Origin of the sequence: Anaerococcus degeneri, from assembly GCF_017874475.1 — a bacterium.
In the GTDB taxonomy this organism is placed as follows: Bacteria; Bacillota; Clostridia; order Tissierellales; family Peptoniphilaceae; genus Anaerococcus; species Anaerococcus degeneri.
Window position 1 is genome coordinate 23587 of the sequence record NZ_JAGGLO010000009.1, and the last position, 15892, is coordinate 39478.

Consider the following 15892-nt stretch of genomic DNA (forward strand, 5'->3'; position numbering starts at 1 on the left):
AAATCACCTTTTGTAAGGAGATAAAATGAAGAAAAAAGATAAGTACAGTCAAAAAGATGGCTTTAATATCAATTTTGACTTTGACGACATAGATTTTGAATCTATTGGACAGACAATAAAAAATTCGGTAAATTATGCCGTTTCAAGCTTTTCCAAGGGATATAATAAAAATTTGCCAGCGGCAAAAAATCCTGATATTTGCGAGCAAAAACCTAAGGAAAAATCCAAGTCAAGCCTCTTAAAAATCGGGGCTGTCTTTGTAGGCATGACCCTTTTTGCCATAGGGATGGACACAATTGAAAATTGGGGCCTTGGATCAAAAATGATCGGCCTCTTATGTCTAGGAGGTGCTGTAGCAGCGCCAGTCCTTATGTGGAAGCTATCTAGCCACTACAAAAGGCTAGCCATAAACTATTCTAGATACAGGCGTGAGCTTGGAAACTCAACCATTATCTCAATTAGAGATTTGGCAAGCGCAGTTTCTCAAACTGAGGAAGAAACCATCAAGGACTTGCTATATTTTATGAAGCAAAACTATTTCAAACAGGCAAGAATTGTTGAAAATGACTCGATTTTCATCCTTGACATCCCAACATTCAAGCTCTATAAGGAAAACTTAGGAAAAATTCCTTCCTACGAAAAAGAACAAATTGCACAATCGGATGACTTCGATTCCCAAAATGCTTCCGACATTCTATCAAATTGTGGTTCTACCCTAAGGGACATGGAAGAAATAGCTAGGAAAATTTCTTCGCCTAGCTTTAAGGCTGACCTAGCACCACTTTTTGAAAACATCAGGGACATCCTAAATATTTTGGACAAATACCCAGAAAAAGCCATCGCCCTTAATAAATTCAACGACTTTTACATGCCAACCGCAGCCAAACTCGTTGAATCCTACCAGGAATTTGAAGAGCTTGAAACCACCGACCCAAAGATTTTAAAATCAATGGCAGAAATAGATGGGTCAATTAGAACCATCACTGAGGCCTTTGACAAAATCAAAGTCGACCTCATCTCTGACAGAGCCATGGACATAAAGACTGATATTGACACCATTAGGCTTGTTTTAAAACAAGAAGGACTAGTAGAAGGAGATTTTAAAGACCATGAGTGATATCGAATTAAAACTAGACGGAATAGAAGAAAACGACGAAAAACTCGACCAAATCCTAAAAACAGAGCCAGAAAAAATCGAAAATAGGATTGTCTTTACCGAAGCTGAGGAAAAGATGATAGACGATTTTTCCAAAAAAATCGACCTAGACAATACCAACATCATCCTCCAATACGGTTCGGGCGCTCAAAAGAAGATTTCAACCTTTTCCGAGAAAACCTTGGACGCGGTAAAAGATAAGGACCTTGGAGAAATCGGCAAACTCCTTGATACAGTAGTCATGGACATTAAAACCATGGACGATGAAGAAGAATCTAAGGGACCCCTAGGCTTTTTCAAAAAGGCTGGCAAAAAAATTGACAACCTAAAAGTCAAATACCAGTCCACCGAAAAAAACATCAACGAAGTCTCAAGGGCTCTGGAAAATCACCAAATAACCCTCATGAAAGACATCTCCATGCTTGATCAGATGTACGACTTAAACGAGGAATATTACAAGGAAATCTCCATGTATATTGAGGCTGGAAAGAGAAAACTCGAAGATTTGTATAAAAATGACCTCCCAGCCCTAGAAAGAGCTGCAGCCGAGTCAAACCTTCCCCTCGATGCCCAAAAAGTCAACGACCTAAAGGCCCAGGCCAATCGTTTTGAGAAAAAACTCCACGATCTTGACCTCACAAGGATGGTCTCAATTCAGATGGCCCCACAAATAAGGATGGTCCAATCATCAAACTCTATCATGGCAGAAAAAATCCAGACAACCATAGTCACAACCATCCCACTCTGGAAAAACCAAATGGTCCTAGCCCTTGGTATGCACCACACCGACCAGGCCATCAGGACCCAACAAATGGTCACCGACCTCACCAATGACCTACTAAAGAAAAACGCCGACACCCTAAAGCAAAACACAATAGAAACTGCGAGGGCCACAGAACGTGGAATTGTGGATGTCGAAACAATCAAACACACCAACGAGGCCCTAATCTCAACCATCGAAGAAGTAAGAAACATCCAAATCGAAGGAAGAAAAAATAGAGAAAAAGCCCAAGCCGAAATCAGAAACCTAGAAGAAGAATTAAAAAAGAACCTCACAAAAAGAAACTAGGGTATAATCTAATTGAGAATATTTATCAAGAACTAAGAACCTCACATAAGAAAAGCTTGCCATTAGGCAAGCAACCCTATCCGCCCTCCGCTAGGAGTCGCTTGTGGGGTGTAACGAAGAGGGGGTTAGGGGGAGGGCGATGAGGACCCATGCGAAAGGGTCCTTGGCCCTCCCCCTTGAACGAAGAATAATAGCCTATAGTAACAATTTACTATATAATAACATTACGAAGTATTAAAGTTAATAAAAACAATTTACAATAATATTAAGTAATAAAAAAATAACTTATCTTGGATAAGACGGAGGAAAAATAATGCACGAATTTAAACCAGGTGAAAAAATCGAATTTCAATTCGATTGCCAAATGCTAATCGCAAGGACAGACAAAGACCTAGACGAAGACGAAATCTTCGACTACATTTCAGACAACCTAGAAGGCGACAGCCTCCTTGCAGTAGGAGATGAAGACCTTATAAAAATCCACTTCCATTCCAACAAACCATGGGAAGTCCTAGAATACGCCGCAAGCCTTGGCGATATCCACGACATAGTCGTAGAAAATATGCAAAGACAAGCAGACGGCTTGCAAGGTTAAAAACCAAAAAGAGAGCTCGCAAAAGCGAAAGCTCTCTTTTTTATTTCCATTCTAAACTTTAAGAATTTTTCTATATTATCACTCACAACATAAAGGCCAGGCAAGAGAAGTCTCCGACTTCGCTTAGGCCTGATTTCTTATAAAATCCCTTAGTTTTCTCGCTGTCCTCAGTCAAGAGGACAAATTGGCGGATATTTTCGTTTTCTTTCATAATTTCTTTTAATAAGTCACTCCCAAGGCCTCGGCCCTGGTAGGATTTTAAAATCAAGATGTCTTGGAGATAACAAATTGTGACCCCATCTCCTATAGTTCTTGCCAATCCTATTAGTTTTTCCCCATCCCAAAGGGTCCAAACTTTTAAGGAGTTTTTTATAGCCTCCATTAAAAGGTCTGGCTCGTCAGTGTAGGCTGTCCATCTCACGTCTCTATAAAGGGCCATAACTTCGTCTTTTTCAGGTATTATTCCAGTTTTTATTTCCATTTTTATTTTTTCCTATCCCACATATTCCCCGTTGTCCATCACAAAAGGCGGGCAGGTATCTGGGTCGGTGTAGTCTTTAAATTTTTCTTTGAGATAATCGTAAACAGCCTGGCGGTTGTGGAATTTTATGGCTTGGTATGGCTCTTCGAAGGAGATTTTTTCTACAAATAAATACCCCTCATCGGTTTTTACAAGGACTCCGATATGGCCGATAAATAAGTAGTTTCCGTCCAAATTATCGTGGATTACGACTGATACCAAACTAGCGTCTTTGGGAAATGCCCAGCCTTCAAAATATTTTTCCATAACCTTGGCCTGGTCTTCTGGATTTTTAGAATCATTTGTAGGAACCCTTGAGAAAAATTTCCTAAAAGTTTCTGTAACTTGGCCGTCAAAAATCTTGCCTTCCTTGATTTTTTCAAGGTCCATAAAAAGCATCTCGTCATCAGGATTGCCTGCCCTTTGGACTTTCATATTGGCCACAGCCAGCAAATAGGCATTGATCCTGCAATTTGTATCGGGAAATTTCCTCTGGGCCTTTTGTCTATTTTCAATTAATTTTCCGGTATCGTAGGTCAGATTTAGGTCTTCCTTAAAATCGCCGATTAAGTTTTCTTCGCCAACTGACTTGTTGTAGTCATTAACCATGTCCATAAACTTGTCAACATTGGCCTTTGCCATATCATTGTCTGCTCCTAGCTTATCCTTTAGGATATTTTTCACAAAATCAAAACTCGCCTCATTTGCCATATTAGAAAGGCTTGGGCTTTCAACATTTTCATTTACATTGCTAGGCTTTTTTACCACTTGTTTTTGCCCACAAGCCGCCAAAAGCCCCGCCATTATCACTAGGCCTAATAATATTTTTTTCATAAAATCTCCTTTTATTCTTAAGATAATTATAAATTATTGGCGAAACTTGTCAATATGATTGGCCTTTTTCCTACTTGAGGGTCGCCTTTCTCATCTTTTCAAAATCTGCCCTAAAATCTTGCAACTCCTTTATTTTTTTAATCATCTAGGCTAATTATATACCTCGGTTAAATAAAGATTTTAGATTGATTTTGCGGGAAAAATAAATATAATGAATACAGTATAAGCAAAAAGGAAGATTTATGAATAAATTTAAGAAAACTCTAGCAACAGCCCTAGCCTGTGCCCTCATTTTGGGGACAGGATCCAAGGCCCTTGCTGATGAAGCAAATAAAACACCTTCTCTATTTGAAATCCTAGTATCTGGCGAAAACAAAACCCCAAGTCCAGAAAAAAAAGATGACAAAGAAACAAAGCCATCTTACGAAAATGACCCAGCCTACCAAGAAGAATTCAAGGCTCGCTACGACCTTTATAACAAGATTTTAATCGCCAAAGACCTAAGGGAAGTTGACGTGACAAAATTTATCGACATATTAAATAAAAAGGCAGCCAAAAATGAAGATTTGGAAAAGGTCACAGAAGAGCTTTCCAAACAAATCGAAGCCGCAAACGAAAAAATTGCCCTAGACCTAGATGTGGAAGGGGTCAAAAAAGACGTCAAGGCCTACATCCTTCATGGAAACCTATTTTTCCTTGACAAACTCGATAAAAAAGACATCAAAAACCTCTATCTTTTCTATGAGTCAACAGTCAATTCCTACGGCCTAGCAAGGGCAAGCGAGGAAGAGAAAAAGGCTATAACACCTGTTCTTGAAGACATTTACAACTACATCTTGGAAATAGACGAAAAAGTCAAGACTGGCAAGGAAATCACAGAAGAAGACAAGACCAAAACCCAAGACTTAATCGAAAAACTCGCCAAAACTATAGGGGAAAATGCCAAAGAAGACCTTTCCCACCAATCTACAAAAATTGAAAAAACAAAGTTTTTGACAAGTGGTAACCAAGTTGACGGCACCCTAAACGAAAACTCTGCCTTCTACAAATCTCAAAGGTCAGGCATCAAGGAGGCCTACCAAAAACTTAAAGAAGACCAAAGGACCTTCCTAGATAATATCAACACCAACAACGATGACTATATCGAAGATTCTGAAATAAAAGCCAATGGCCAATACACCCTACCACTAGATGATAACAACTTCATCAAGCCATTTTATGGCAAACCAGAAGGGAATAATGTGGAAGTAAGCAGCTCAGAAGTGGCTGGACAAACCAACCAAACAACAAGCCAACCTGCTCAAACACCAACCACACCACAAAACCCAGCCGGAGACGTGCCAGAAACTGTCACCCTCTCCCAAGGCGAAAATACACAAGGAGTAAAGTCAGAAGACGCCCCAACCCTCCTAACCAAGCCAGCCAGCCAAGTAAAAACTGGGATCAAGGGCGTAGGATACTTGGGAATAGTCCTAGTCGTGGCAATAATCGCCTTTGTGGTTCTAAGTAAGAAAAAAGAAGACAAATAAAAATTAAGAGACCCGCCAGGGTCCCTTTTTTCTTATAAAATTTCCCAGATTTTTCCCAAAAATCCTACTTACTTTCATTGCCCATAAATCTAGATTCTTATATTTTATATTCCTTAAATATAAGCTAATTTTTTAGCTTTTGCAAAAGCTATATTTTTTCCAGAGAAAAAGCTCCCTTCACTAAGAAAGAAGCTTTTCTTATTTTATTTCATCTTGCCTAAATATTTAAGGATAACAATACTATCATCCACCATTTGCCTAGTCTCATCTAGACTCAGGTCTTCAGTGTTTTTATTAAGATTAGTATTCATTCTTTTTAGGGTATCCAAATAAGAGAAGAAATCCTTGCCATTACTTGTTAGGCCTAGGAGCTTTGATAAGGATTTAAAATCGTATTTTTTGAGATTCGATTCTAAAATCTTATCAGAAAATTTTGTAAGTCCATCTACATATTGGGCAAAACTCACTCCCCTTTCAAAATTAGTTTGGGTGGCCATTTTCACTAGGCCTGGCTTGTTAATGATTCCTCCCAATGATTGAAAACCTAGAGCTATAATGTAGTTTTCTGTAAATTTTATAGATGCATCATCAACTTTCGGAGTTGCAGAAAGGAATCCTATTCTCCTCATTTCCTTCCAATCCTCTCCCTCTCTCATGTAAACTTTTCCAGTGATAAAGGCTGCTCCAACCCCTATTGAGTCTATTTCTAAAAGATAGTCTCTGCCGTCCTGGGTGACAATTTTTTTATTATTTTCAACACTTATTATTTTAGTTATGTTGTTAGCAATTTCTTTAGACCTTAATCTAGGGGACATTTTTCCCAAAATACCCAGGTTCGAATTATTAATCTTATTTCCTTTTACATTTTCCAAAGCCTTCGAATATTCCTTTAATTGCATATTGTCAGCAAAGGTAAACCACTGACGGATCAAGGCTTTTTCAGTTTGACTTTTGGGATGGCCTGTTTTTTCAGGGATTATAAAAGCATATTCTTCCCTATACTTATATTTTTTATCATTCTTATCATAGACAATAGGGTCATAGTCCCTAAGCTCTTTAATCTTATCTATTACCTTGTTGTAATCATCCTTAAGGCCATTTCTTGCCATTTCCTTTTTAAAATAATTTAGAGCTGGATTGTAATAGTAGCTATATTCTTCTGACCACTTATCCCCATAAAATACCTTGATTTTTATTTCCTCTATATAATCGGCACCCTTTTTTGCAAGCCTCTTTTTTGTGCCTATTTCATAAGGTCCACTGCTAATATAATAGCCATCTTTATCAACTTTTTTATTGTCGATATACTTTGAACTAATTATAAATTTTGCGTCTTTAGGATAATCTTTTTTGTTTTTTATCTCAATCTTAAAGGAAGAAGTCTTATCCCATTTCTCATCTTCCCCATCCTTGGCAATTGTGACCTTTGGTTTGATATTAGTGATATTTTTTATAAGCCAATCTTCTTTGCTTGCCTTATCTTCCTTCTTTTCTTCCTCAGCATCACCAGAATCTTCTATAGCCTTATCCTCGCCTACTTCTTCATCCTTTTTTCCTAGGTCTTCAGGCTCTTGCTCATATTTATACTTGCCATTTGCCCCAAAATTATCCTCCAAAAGTTCCTCGAGGCTTCCATAAGATTCTCTAGGTATTTCTATAAAAGGATTTTCTCCAGGGAGATTTTTAGTATCTAAGATTATCTTCTGATTATCAAAATCAAAACTATAGGAAAAACCAAAAAGCTTAGACAGGGTCTTAAGATCAATAGACATAGAATCTTCATCAAAAATAACTGTTTCTGCCAGGTGCTTAATCGCATAGATAGTCTCCTCCCCATCAAAGTCATAAAAACTAACAAGGGTCACATTATAAAAATTATAATAATCGTAATCAAATTCCATAGCACCCGGGAAAAACCCATAATACCAGCCACCCTCATGCTGTTTGACAAAGGCAGTTGAATCCTCACCATCAATCTGAGCCAAGGCCCCATCGTCAGCAAAATCGCCAGCCCTCCAAATCTTGACCAGCTTCATATTTAAGTAACCAACATCAGTATAGACATCACTTCCCTTAGAGCCGCCATAGGAAACAAGGGCAATTTGGCCCATATCCTTGCCATCAATCTCTAGATTGTAAATATAGCTTTCATCGTATCTTTTTCTCAAAAGGCCATAATCCGGCCCATTTTTAATTTCATCAAAAGGAGAAGCCTTATCACCAGATTCTCCTTCTAGACCAACCTTGCCAGGAGAGTCATTAAAGATTACCTCTAAATTTGACTTGCTAAGGTCAGTCATAGTGATTTCCTTAAGAGAATTTTTAAAATCATTATAGGCTTCTTCAGAAAAATCCTCAGCTCTAGCTTCAATAAGGCTCACACCCAAAAATCCAGGCATCCCATTTTTATAATCATCATCAACATCGCCACTAGGCTCGTCATCACGACATCCTCCAGCAAGCCTAGAAGCAAAACCCTTAGCCCCCGGCCTATAACAATAATTAATCAAAAGCTCATCGTCCACCTTATTAATGGCGAAAATATCATCATTGCTAGCATCATCAATAAACAAATTTCCATAAGAATCTTCATAAATTCCATTGGCAAACTGGGTAAATTGGCCAGGATCAAGGACAGAAAAAGTCTTATAAGACCCATCCTCCTGGTAATAAACAATGGCATAAATATTTTCATAAGGCCCAGGACCAGTGAGCCTATAGCGGATAATCAAAAGCGGAAATGAAAAATCCTTATGGTCATAAATGGCAAAACCAAAGTACCCGTCACCATAAAGGTCATTAAGGTATTTTTCAAAAACCTTCCCCTCCCAATCGGTATAAATTAAGTAAGGAAGCTTATTATCCAAAATATCCCTATAACAAATAGCCCAAGGCTCAGACAAATCAAAAGAATCTTCCTTGCCACCTTCGCTAGAAAAGTCCTCATTAGGCAAATCCTCAGAAAACCTATCCTCGCTATCAGACCCATCCTCAACACGGTCAGCCTTGGAATTGTTTTCCCCAGAAGAAGACAAGTCCCCTCCACAAGCACAAAGCAGGAACACCAACAAAATAAGCCCAAACTTTTTCATAACTAATCCTTCCTCAAAATATTTTATTAATTTAAAATAAGAAATTATCTTACTTATATTCTATCTAATAAATCGGGTCTTGTCTACCATAAGGAAAAATAAAGGATTATACGAGTAATAGGCCTGTAGAAAGGAACACATAACAAAACCCAGCCGGAGGCGTGCTAGAAACTGTCACCCTTTCCCAAGGCGAAAATACACCAGGAGTAAAGTCAGAAGACGCCCCAACCCTCCTAACCAAGCCAGCCAGCCAAGTAAAAACTGGCATCAAGGCCGTAGGATACTTGGGAATAGTCCTAGTCGTGGCAATAATCGCCTTTGTGGTTTTAAATAAGAAAAAAGAAGAAAAATAAAAATCTCAAGAACCCGCAAGGTTCCCTTTTTCTTGGCAAAATTCAAAAGTTTCCGCTTGTCCACGATAAAACCCTCAAGTATAATGATAAAAAAATAATAAGGAGGACGTATGAAAAAGAAAATCTTAGTAGTCTTTGCCTTATGCCTGGTTTTCACAGGTTGTAAGGCTGATAAGGGCCAAAATAAAGAAGCTGAAAATAAACCAGTCCAAGAGGCCAAATCCGAGGAAGAAAAAGAAGATGAAAAAACCGACGAAGAAAAAGTCTCAAAAGATGAAGAAAACACAGACTCAGAAATATTCTCCATGCTAGAAGACAGGGAATTTGTCGCCTACATCACCGACAGAAGCGATTTTATCTACTTCTACAAGGACGGAACCTTTGATGGGTGCACCTACTCTGGCGGACGCGAAAAAGTAGCCTGTCTCTACACTGGACGCTTTGGCAAGCCAAGGAAATTAGACGACAAATCCTATGCCCTCACCCTCGAAGAAATAAAATACCAAACCCCAACAAAGGGTGATATAGAAGGTAGTAAAACTAATGATGTATACTACCCATCCATATATTTTGACGAGTCCATGAAAGGCCAAGAATACATAGTCTACCTTCCAGGTACAAACCTACACGACCTCGAGCAAGTAGGCGTATCCCACGAACTTGGCTATGATGAAAATATAAAAGATGGGGTAATGAATATGTACACAATAGCCAAAAATCCTGTGAAAGCCCTAGATTATCCGGGAGAAGTAATCTTCATGGAAGAAGAAATCAACCGAGATTATTGGTATGCCAAACCAGAATTAAAGAAAGAAGACCCAGAAAACAACTGTTTCCAAAAACTACTATTCAGAGACAAACCAAACCCTTATAAGGGAAAATTATAATAAAAAAGGATCCACCAGGGTCCTTTTTGCTTGACAAAAATCATCCAAAAATTTTCCTAAATGGCATTTTAAAACAAAAACCAAATCAAAACCCAATTAAAAATAGGCTCATACTAGCAAAAACCAAAGTCAGCTATTCTTACAAAACCAACAAGAAAGGCAAAAGCAAAATATTTAAAAAATAAAAAAGCCCGCAAGTCCTAAAAAACTTGCAGGCCTTTAAAAAACTATTCAAAATCTTATTTAAAACCATCCAAAACTTGGACCTTCTTATCCTTATCCAGATAATAAAGCTTGCCCTTAAAAACCCTATAACCGTAGGATTCTACATCTTCGGCAACAAATTCTCCAGTTACGAAATTAAGTATATCCATCTTAAACAAATATGGATCATTTGCAGGGTCAATAAAAATCTGAAATATTATATTTGGCCCAGCCGAAATGAGCTGAGTACCTTCTCCCGGACACTCAATACCCTTAATATAACATTTGCCCTCATCGTCATAGTCTACATCAAGAATATCATAATTATCCTTGCCATCCTTATCATATTTGACTGACTGAAGCCAGGTAAAACCTTCCACATCCCCGACTTCTTCAGGCTCTTGGTCATAACCCTTAGATAAATCAAGCCTATAAAATTTATCCTTAAAATCCCCAGACATATTAAGTTTAATATAACGAATTTCCTTGTCAGTAAAACCAATAGACTGCAAAAATTCATTTTCTTTCTTTATCTTAAGAGCCTCGAAAATATTGGTCTTGCCAGTTTTAAGGTCTATCTCACCATAGGCATAAAGATAATCAAATTTACTAAGGTTAACATTGCCCCTAAAAAAACCATAGACCTTATCTCCAACCAAAGCAGATGGCAAAAATTCTTGGTCCTTAATTCTATAAATTTCCTTAATGTCCTTGCCCACAATCTTCATAAGAGTGCTATTATGGAAACCTTCAGAACCTGTAACAAAAACAAAAAGATCATCAGACAAGGAAACAGGATAGGCATAAGTATCATCGCCAAGATTTTTCAAATCCGAAACGATACTCACAACCTCCCCATCCATGACACTAACAAGTTCATTATTAGAAAAGAAAAAATCATCCTCAGTCAAAAAATCAGTCTCATTGCCACAAGCAGAAAGGCAAAAAGCCAAAGCCAAAATCCACAAAAACTTCTTCATAAAAACTCCTAGAAAAAATAAAATTGTAATTCCCCTATCCTGCAAAAACAAAGATAAAAATCACTCCCGCAAACATTTTCCTATTTAGAATATTATAGCATAGTTTATTGGGGTTGGGCAATGAGAGATTGTGATAGATATAAAAAAATCCCATTAGATTCTACACCAAAAACCTTAAAACTGCGGCAAAATAAAAGTCTACAAATTCGCCGGCGACGAAGGCATGCAAGACGCCGCTTTTGAGTAATACGGGGATTCTTAAAGTTTTAGAAAATATAAAAAAATCGTACAGATTACACAAATAAAACATCTATTCATAAATAAATAACTAGGTATTTTGTTAATTCATCATAAAAATATAATCCAACTTGCGTAAAATCCTCCATACAATATAATGAAACTACCATAAAGAGAAGGCTAGAGACAAGCTCGACGATCCTTCAGCAACCTGGCAAAGTCTAAGGTGCTAAAGCTTGAATGATGGGGCAGAACGCATCCATCGTCGATGGGTGTTTTTTTCTTCTCTAAAAAGGAGGAAATTATGGAAAATAGAACAGTAAAAATAAGTTTCTTAGTAGCAGATGACGACCTAAAAAACGGGGACGCTAAATTAGTAGAATTCTTGAAAAAAGAAGGATTCAGCCAGCACAACCCCGGTGGCTATAGCCCTATATGCCCATGGATTTTTATAGACCTCAACCAAAAACTCTACGGAAGAGCCAGGATTGGAGTAAAATTTGGCACCATAATAGGAAATCACGCCATCAGAGAAGAAGAATTCTACGCTATCTACAAAATATACAAACAATACGAAAGCAAAGAACTCTTCACATTCAAAAAAGAAAGATTTGACTATAATGATTATTAAATAAAATCAACAGAACAACAACACAAAAAAAGCCAGAAATATGTATACTTGATACACATTCTGGCTTTTTGTGATTACAAGCTAATTATCGCCATAGGATGAGTTTATTTTATTGATAATGATTCATAAAATTCCTTCTTATCCTCTTACAACATCCATTAGCTTTTCATAGGATTCAACTACATCATAGATATAGTCACCGTTACTTATTTTTTCAAAGTGTTTTTTGGCACAGTCTGTTTTAGCCTTTTCTACAGCTCTTAGCTCCATTGAGTCCATTGTTCCCTTGGTTTCTGCTACAAAATATATGTGCTTTACCTTTCCTTCATAAAAAGCTACAGCCCAATCTGGGCTATATTTGCCTACTGGAGTTGATACATAGAAACTTGATGGGAGTTTTACATAGACTGCCACTTCACTTCTAGAGTCCGATCCTTCTGAGAATTTCCTTTCTACTTCTGAATCATAGATAGTATAGTCAAACAATCCCTTTTTAGATTCTACAGCGTTTTTACCGATTTGACCTTTTTGTTTAGCTTCAGTGAAAATATCTGTATCATAGGTATCCTCTAATAGATCATAGGAAATATGTTGGATTATTTTAGTTGCTTTTTCGCCATTTATTATATCGGAAACTTTACTTATAAAATCTTCAGGATTTTTCTTAAATTCTAAAAACTTATCTTCTTTAATAGCTCTTAATATAGCAACTGTATCTCTCCTGGTAAGGTCAGTTTCAAAAGCAATCTTGCCTATTAGATCATACTTAACATTGTAGGTCCTATATTCATTTATTTCAGAATCTTCATTAACAACCACTACATTCTTATCGAAATCCTTCTTATCACCAGTAAGTTTATCGATATAGGCTGTTTTTATATCGTATTTTATTTCTTTTACTTTCAAATTCTTATTTATTGCTGCGGCTGCATTTTCTATTAACTCATTTGATTTGAATTTGACTGTATAATAGGTCTTTTGATTAATTTTTGCCCATAGGTTCTTAAATTCTTTTGAATATAATTTATCATCGTCGATTTTTGACTCAACATTTTCTGACCTGGCATCTTTTATATCTATATCCCTGTCATAAATTTTGCCTAACAATTCTATAATAGACTCTTCATAGATACTTAGGTCCTTGCCTAAATTCACTGCTTTTAAAGATACATCCCTATAATAATATTCTGTTAATTTTTGGTTTTCTACATAATCATTCTTTAATAGACTATCATATATGCTAAGGGCTAAATCTGAATCAATTACTCTTGGATTTCCGTCATTGTCTTTGATAGTAATTCCTTCAAATAAATCTGGTCTGATTTTTCTAGCCCTGCCTGAGCTTTCTTCATAGTATTCATTTTGCAAACTTCTAGCAAAGCTATCATAGGATTCGCTGGCTACAACTGTAAGGGTATTTACATCTTGGACTCCATCTCCAAGGACGTTTTCATCCATCCTTTCGCCATTTTCATCCACACATAACCTAAGCCCACGACCCACTTCTTGCCTTTTTCTTACTTCAGAGCCTGATTGCTTAAGAGTACATATCTGAAATACATTTGGATTGTCCCAACCTTCTTTAAGGGCTGAGTGGGAGAATATAAATCTTACTGGACTAATATCAGGATCCCTATTTAGCAAGAGCTCCTTATTTTTCATAATAAGGTCATAGGTGCTTATATCATCCTTTGAAGCTCCTTTAGTATTTTTGATCCTACCCTTATTGTCCACTGAGAAGTACCCTTGGTGAGTGGTCTTTGGATCAAATTTTTCAAGATACTTAATATAGGCTTCTTCCCCATATTTTAGCTGAAAAGAGCTGAAAACATTATGGTATTCTTCTTCGAAAATATCTGCATAAATTCCATTTGAGGCCTCATTATCATCATTATAAATCCTATAATTAGCAACCTCATCTATAAAAAATAAACTTAATACTTTAATACCTTTACTAAAAAGTTCTCTTTCCTTTTCTAAGTGAGACTTAATAGTTTCTCTAATTTGAATTCGTCTTATAATATCTTCATCAACAAGACCTAGGACATCACCCACATAGATTTTTTCACCATTTGTAAACTCTACAGAATTGTCCCTCCCATCAATCATTGAAATAACGTATCCATCTAAATAAGCTTCAAGCTCATTTGATTCTATATATAAGTTATCGCCTTCGCTTAATTTTTTGAGCTTTCTTTTGATTGAAGACTTGTATTTTATTTCAATCTCTAGATTGGCAGTTGGGGCTGCCTTGCTTATATTTAGACTATCTAAGTAGATATAAGCATCAGTTCCATTTAAAGCTGTTTGACTTATGCCCTTAACCTGGATTCTTTTTACTAATTTCTTATTATAAGCATCCACAGCATCTAGCCTGTAAATCATATTGTAAGGATTCTTGTGGGTTGCCGAATATCTGAGAGTAAAAAGAGCATTAAAGTCTTTTAGCTTCTCCTTAGTGGTCTTTCCCTCTAGTGACTGGGGCTCATCCAAAATCAAAATTGGATTTGTTTTTTTGATTATATCTATAGGCCTTCTAGATTGAAATTCATCTAGCTCGCTATAAATTCTTCTTGTTGCTTCACTCCTTGATGCAAAAGCCTGATAATTCATAATCATTACATTAATCTTAGAATCAGAAGCAAAGCTTGAAATGTCAGAAAGTCTTAATGAATCATAAATAAAATACCTAATCCTGTGATTATAAAGGCTTGCAAAATGATCTTCAGTTACTTGGAAGCTTTTAAAAACTCCCTCTCTAATAGCAACAGAAGGCACCACGATAATAAATTTAGACCATCCGTATTTCTCATATAGCTCATACATAGTTTTGATATAGGTATAGGTCTTGCCAACACCTGTTTCCATCTCTATGGATAAATTTAAACCATCACCTTCTAATTTAGTTGAAGGTTTAATAAAATTATCTATTTGAATTTTCCTGATATTTTTCAAAAGCCTGTCATAATCTAAAAAAGATTCAAGTTCTCTATTTGCCCATCCTAAATAATCTGCAGGTGTCTCTATATCCATCTGCTGGTCATGGGTCCCCATATCTAGGGTATAGGAAGATAGCTTATTGATTTGACCATCAAATACATCCACTACAGCCTGGGCAGCATCTGCTTGGAAGCCTTGTTGTGTAAATTTAAGTTTCATTTTATAACACTCTTATATCAGTCTCTGGAGAATAAACCTTAAAAATCTCCTCAACATTAATCTTATCTTCACTAGATCCAAAAGAAGAATCCCTAAAAACAACCATTAGTGGCTTAAGCTCTGCTATGCGCTTGATGATATTTTCTGAAAGATTTTCTGAAAAACAAGCCACAAGATCGCCATGGTTATAGATATGAATATTGCTAGAACCAACAGAATCTACAGAATAAGGCCTATCTATAGAAAGACCCCAATCAAGTAGGCAAGCAAAAAGCAAGTCCAAATCGTTCCTATCTTCCTTGATATTTGATTGAAGCTTAAGCAAGAAGTTTTGTTCATAAAGATCTGGAGAAAAGTAGACATCCTTCATATTAGTTGAATCAACCCTAAAGACCCTAAAGCCTATATCAAGCTTTTCGATTCCTTCCTTGTCCTTGTTGTCAGCAAGGATTTTATCCCCAGCTCGCCTAATCCTCTCCTTGCCTATCTCGCAGATATTTTTATAACCCGCCTTGTAGGCCTCAGAATTTTCGTCGGTTGCTTCTGGAAGCTGGACCATGATATATTTACGCTTACCCCCGTCTTCCGCATTTAGGTCCATGACTGCATGGGCGGTGGTGGCTGAGCCCTCTCATGTCAAGCTTAT

The 15892-nt window shown here is 36.9% G+C and carries 13 protein-coding genes and 1 riboswitch; of the genes, 7 read left to right on the plus strand and 6 right to left on the minus strand.

Going from position 1 to position 15892, the window contains the following annotated elements:
- Positions 1 to 25 precede the first annotated feature (25 nt).
- The 3 genes from J2Z38_RS08365 (at position 26) to J2Z38_RS08375 (ending at position 2820) form a co-directional block, all read left to right on the plus strand.
- A complete protein-coding gene (locus tag J2Z38_RS08365) occupies positions 26 to 1117 on the plus strand; it encodes a 5-bromo-4-chloroindolyl phosphate hydrolysis family protein (protein WP_209774740.1) in 1092 nt (363 codons plus the stop codon).
- Positions 1110 to 2225 (plus strand): toxic anion resistance protein, encoded by a 1116-nt coding sequence (locus tag J2Z38_RS08370; RefSeq protein ID WP_209774742.1) that lies wholly within the window; start codon positions 1110 to 1112, stop codon positions 2223 to 2225. Before J2Z38_RS08365 ends, J2Z38_RS08370 begins: the two co-directional genes overlap by 8 nt.
- Before the next feature lie 313 nt (positions 2226 to 2538).
- Positions 2539 to 2820 (plus strand): kinase to dihydroxyacetone kinase, encoded by a 282-nt coding sequence (locus J2Z38_RS08375; protein WP_209774744.1) that lies wholly within the window; start codon positions 2539 to 2541, stop codon positions 2818 to 2820.
- Positions 2821 to 2902: 82 nt separating this feature from the next.
- Here J2Z38_RS08375 and J2Z38_RS08380 read toward each other — a convergent pair whose 3' ends face one another.
- Both J2Z38_RS08380 and J2Z38_RS08385 read right to left on the minus strand, forming a co-directional pair.
- On the minus strand, positions 2903 to 3301 hold the full coding sequence (locus J2Z38_RS08380) for a GNAT family N-acetyltransferase (protein WP_209774746.1): 399 nt from the start codon (positions 3299 to 3301) through the stop codon (positions 2903 to 2905).
- A gap of 12 nt (positions 3302 to 3313) precedes the next feature.
- Positions 3314 to 4174, minus strand: a complete 861-nt coding sequence (locus J2Z38_RS08385) for a DUF4300 family protein (protein WP_209774747.1) — start codon at positions 4172 to 4174, stop codon at positions 3314 to 3316.
- Between the two features lie 242 nt (positions 4175 to 4416).
- Here J2Z38_RS08385 and J2Z38_RS08390 point away from each other — a divergent pair, with 242 nt between their 5' ends.
- Positions 4417 to 5703, plus strand: coding sequence for a DNA topoisomerase 2-like domain-containing protein (locus J2Z38_RS08390; RefSeq protein WP_209774749.1), 1287 nt, complete (start codon positions 4417 to 4419; stop codon positions 5701 to 5703).
- 203 nt (positions 5704 to 5906) lie between these two features.
- Here J2Z38_RS08390 and J2Z38_RS08395 read toward each other — a convergent pair whose 3' ends face one another.
- A complete protein-coding gene (locus J2Z38_RS08395; protein ID WP_209774751.1) occupies positions 5907 to 8795 on the minus strand; it encodes a hypothetical protein in 2889 nt (962 codons plus the stop codon).
- Positions 8796 to 8956: 161 nt separating this feature from the next.
- On the opposite strand from J2Z38_RS08395, the gene J2Z38_RS08400 reads away from it, so the two are divergent.
- The gene (locus J2Z38_RS08400) at positions 8957 to 9148 is read left to right on the plus strand and encodes a hypothetical protein (RefSeq protein WP_209774753.1); all 192 of its coding nucleotides are present in this window, start codon (positions 8957 to 8959) and stop codon (positions 9146 to 9148) included.
- A gap of 110 nt (positions 9149 to 9258) precedes the next feature.
- Positions 9259 to 10035 (plus strand): hypothetical protein, encoded by a 777-nt coding sequence (locus J2Z38_RS08405; RefSeq protein ID WP_209774755.1) that lies wholly within the window; start codon positions 9259 to 9261, stop codon positions 10033 to 10035.
- Positions 10036 to 10274: 239 nt separating this feature from the next.
- On the opposite strand, the gene J2Z38_RS08410 is transcribed toward J2Z38_RS08405, so the two are convergent.
- Positions 10275 to 11219 carry a hypothetical protein gene (locus tag J2Z38_RS08410; protein ID WP_209774756.1) on the minus strand — a complete coding sequence of 315 codons (945 nt, stop codon included), beginning with the start codon at positions 11217 to 11219 and terminating at the stop codon, positions 10275 to 10277.
- A 400-nt stretch (positions 11220 to 11619) separates the two neighbouring features.
- A riboswitch (SAM riboswitch) is annotated at positions 11620 to 11731 on the plus strand.
- 29 nt (positions 11732 to 11760) lie between these two features.
- On the opposite strand from J2Z38_RS08410, the gene J2Z38_RS08415 reads away from it, so the two are divergent.
- Positions 11761 to 12087, plus strand: coding sequence for a hypothetical protein (locus tag J2Z38_RS08415; protein WP_209774757.1), 327 nt, complete (start codon positions 11761 to 11763; stop codon positions 12085 to 12087).
- Between the two features lie 138 nt (positions 12088 to 12225).
- Here J2Z38_RS08415 and J2Z38_RS08420 read toward each other — a convergent pair whose 3' ends face one another.
- Together J2Z38_RS08420 and J2Z38_RS08425 are read right to left on the minus strand one after the other, a co-directional pair.
- Complete coding sequence (locus J2Z38_RS08420; protein WP_209774759.1) at positions 12226 to 15246, minus strand: type III restriction-modification system endonuclease; 3021 nt, start codon at positions 15244 to 15246, stop codon at positions 12226 to 12228.
- A gap of 1 nt (position 15247) precedes the next feature.
- Positions 15248 to 15847 carry a hypothetical protein gene (locus J2Z38_RS08425; protein ID WP_209774760.1) on the minus strand — a complete coding sequence of 200 codons (600 nt, stop codon included), beginning with the start codon at positions 15845 to 15847 and terminating at the stop codon, positions 15248 to 15250.
- Between the last annotated feature and the right edge of the window lie 45 nt (positions 15848 to 15892).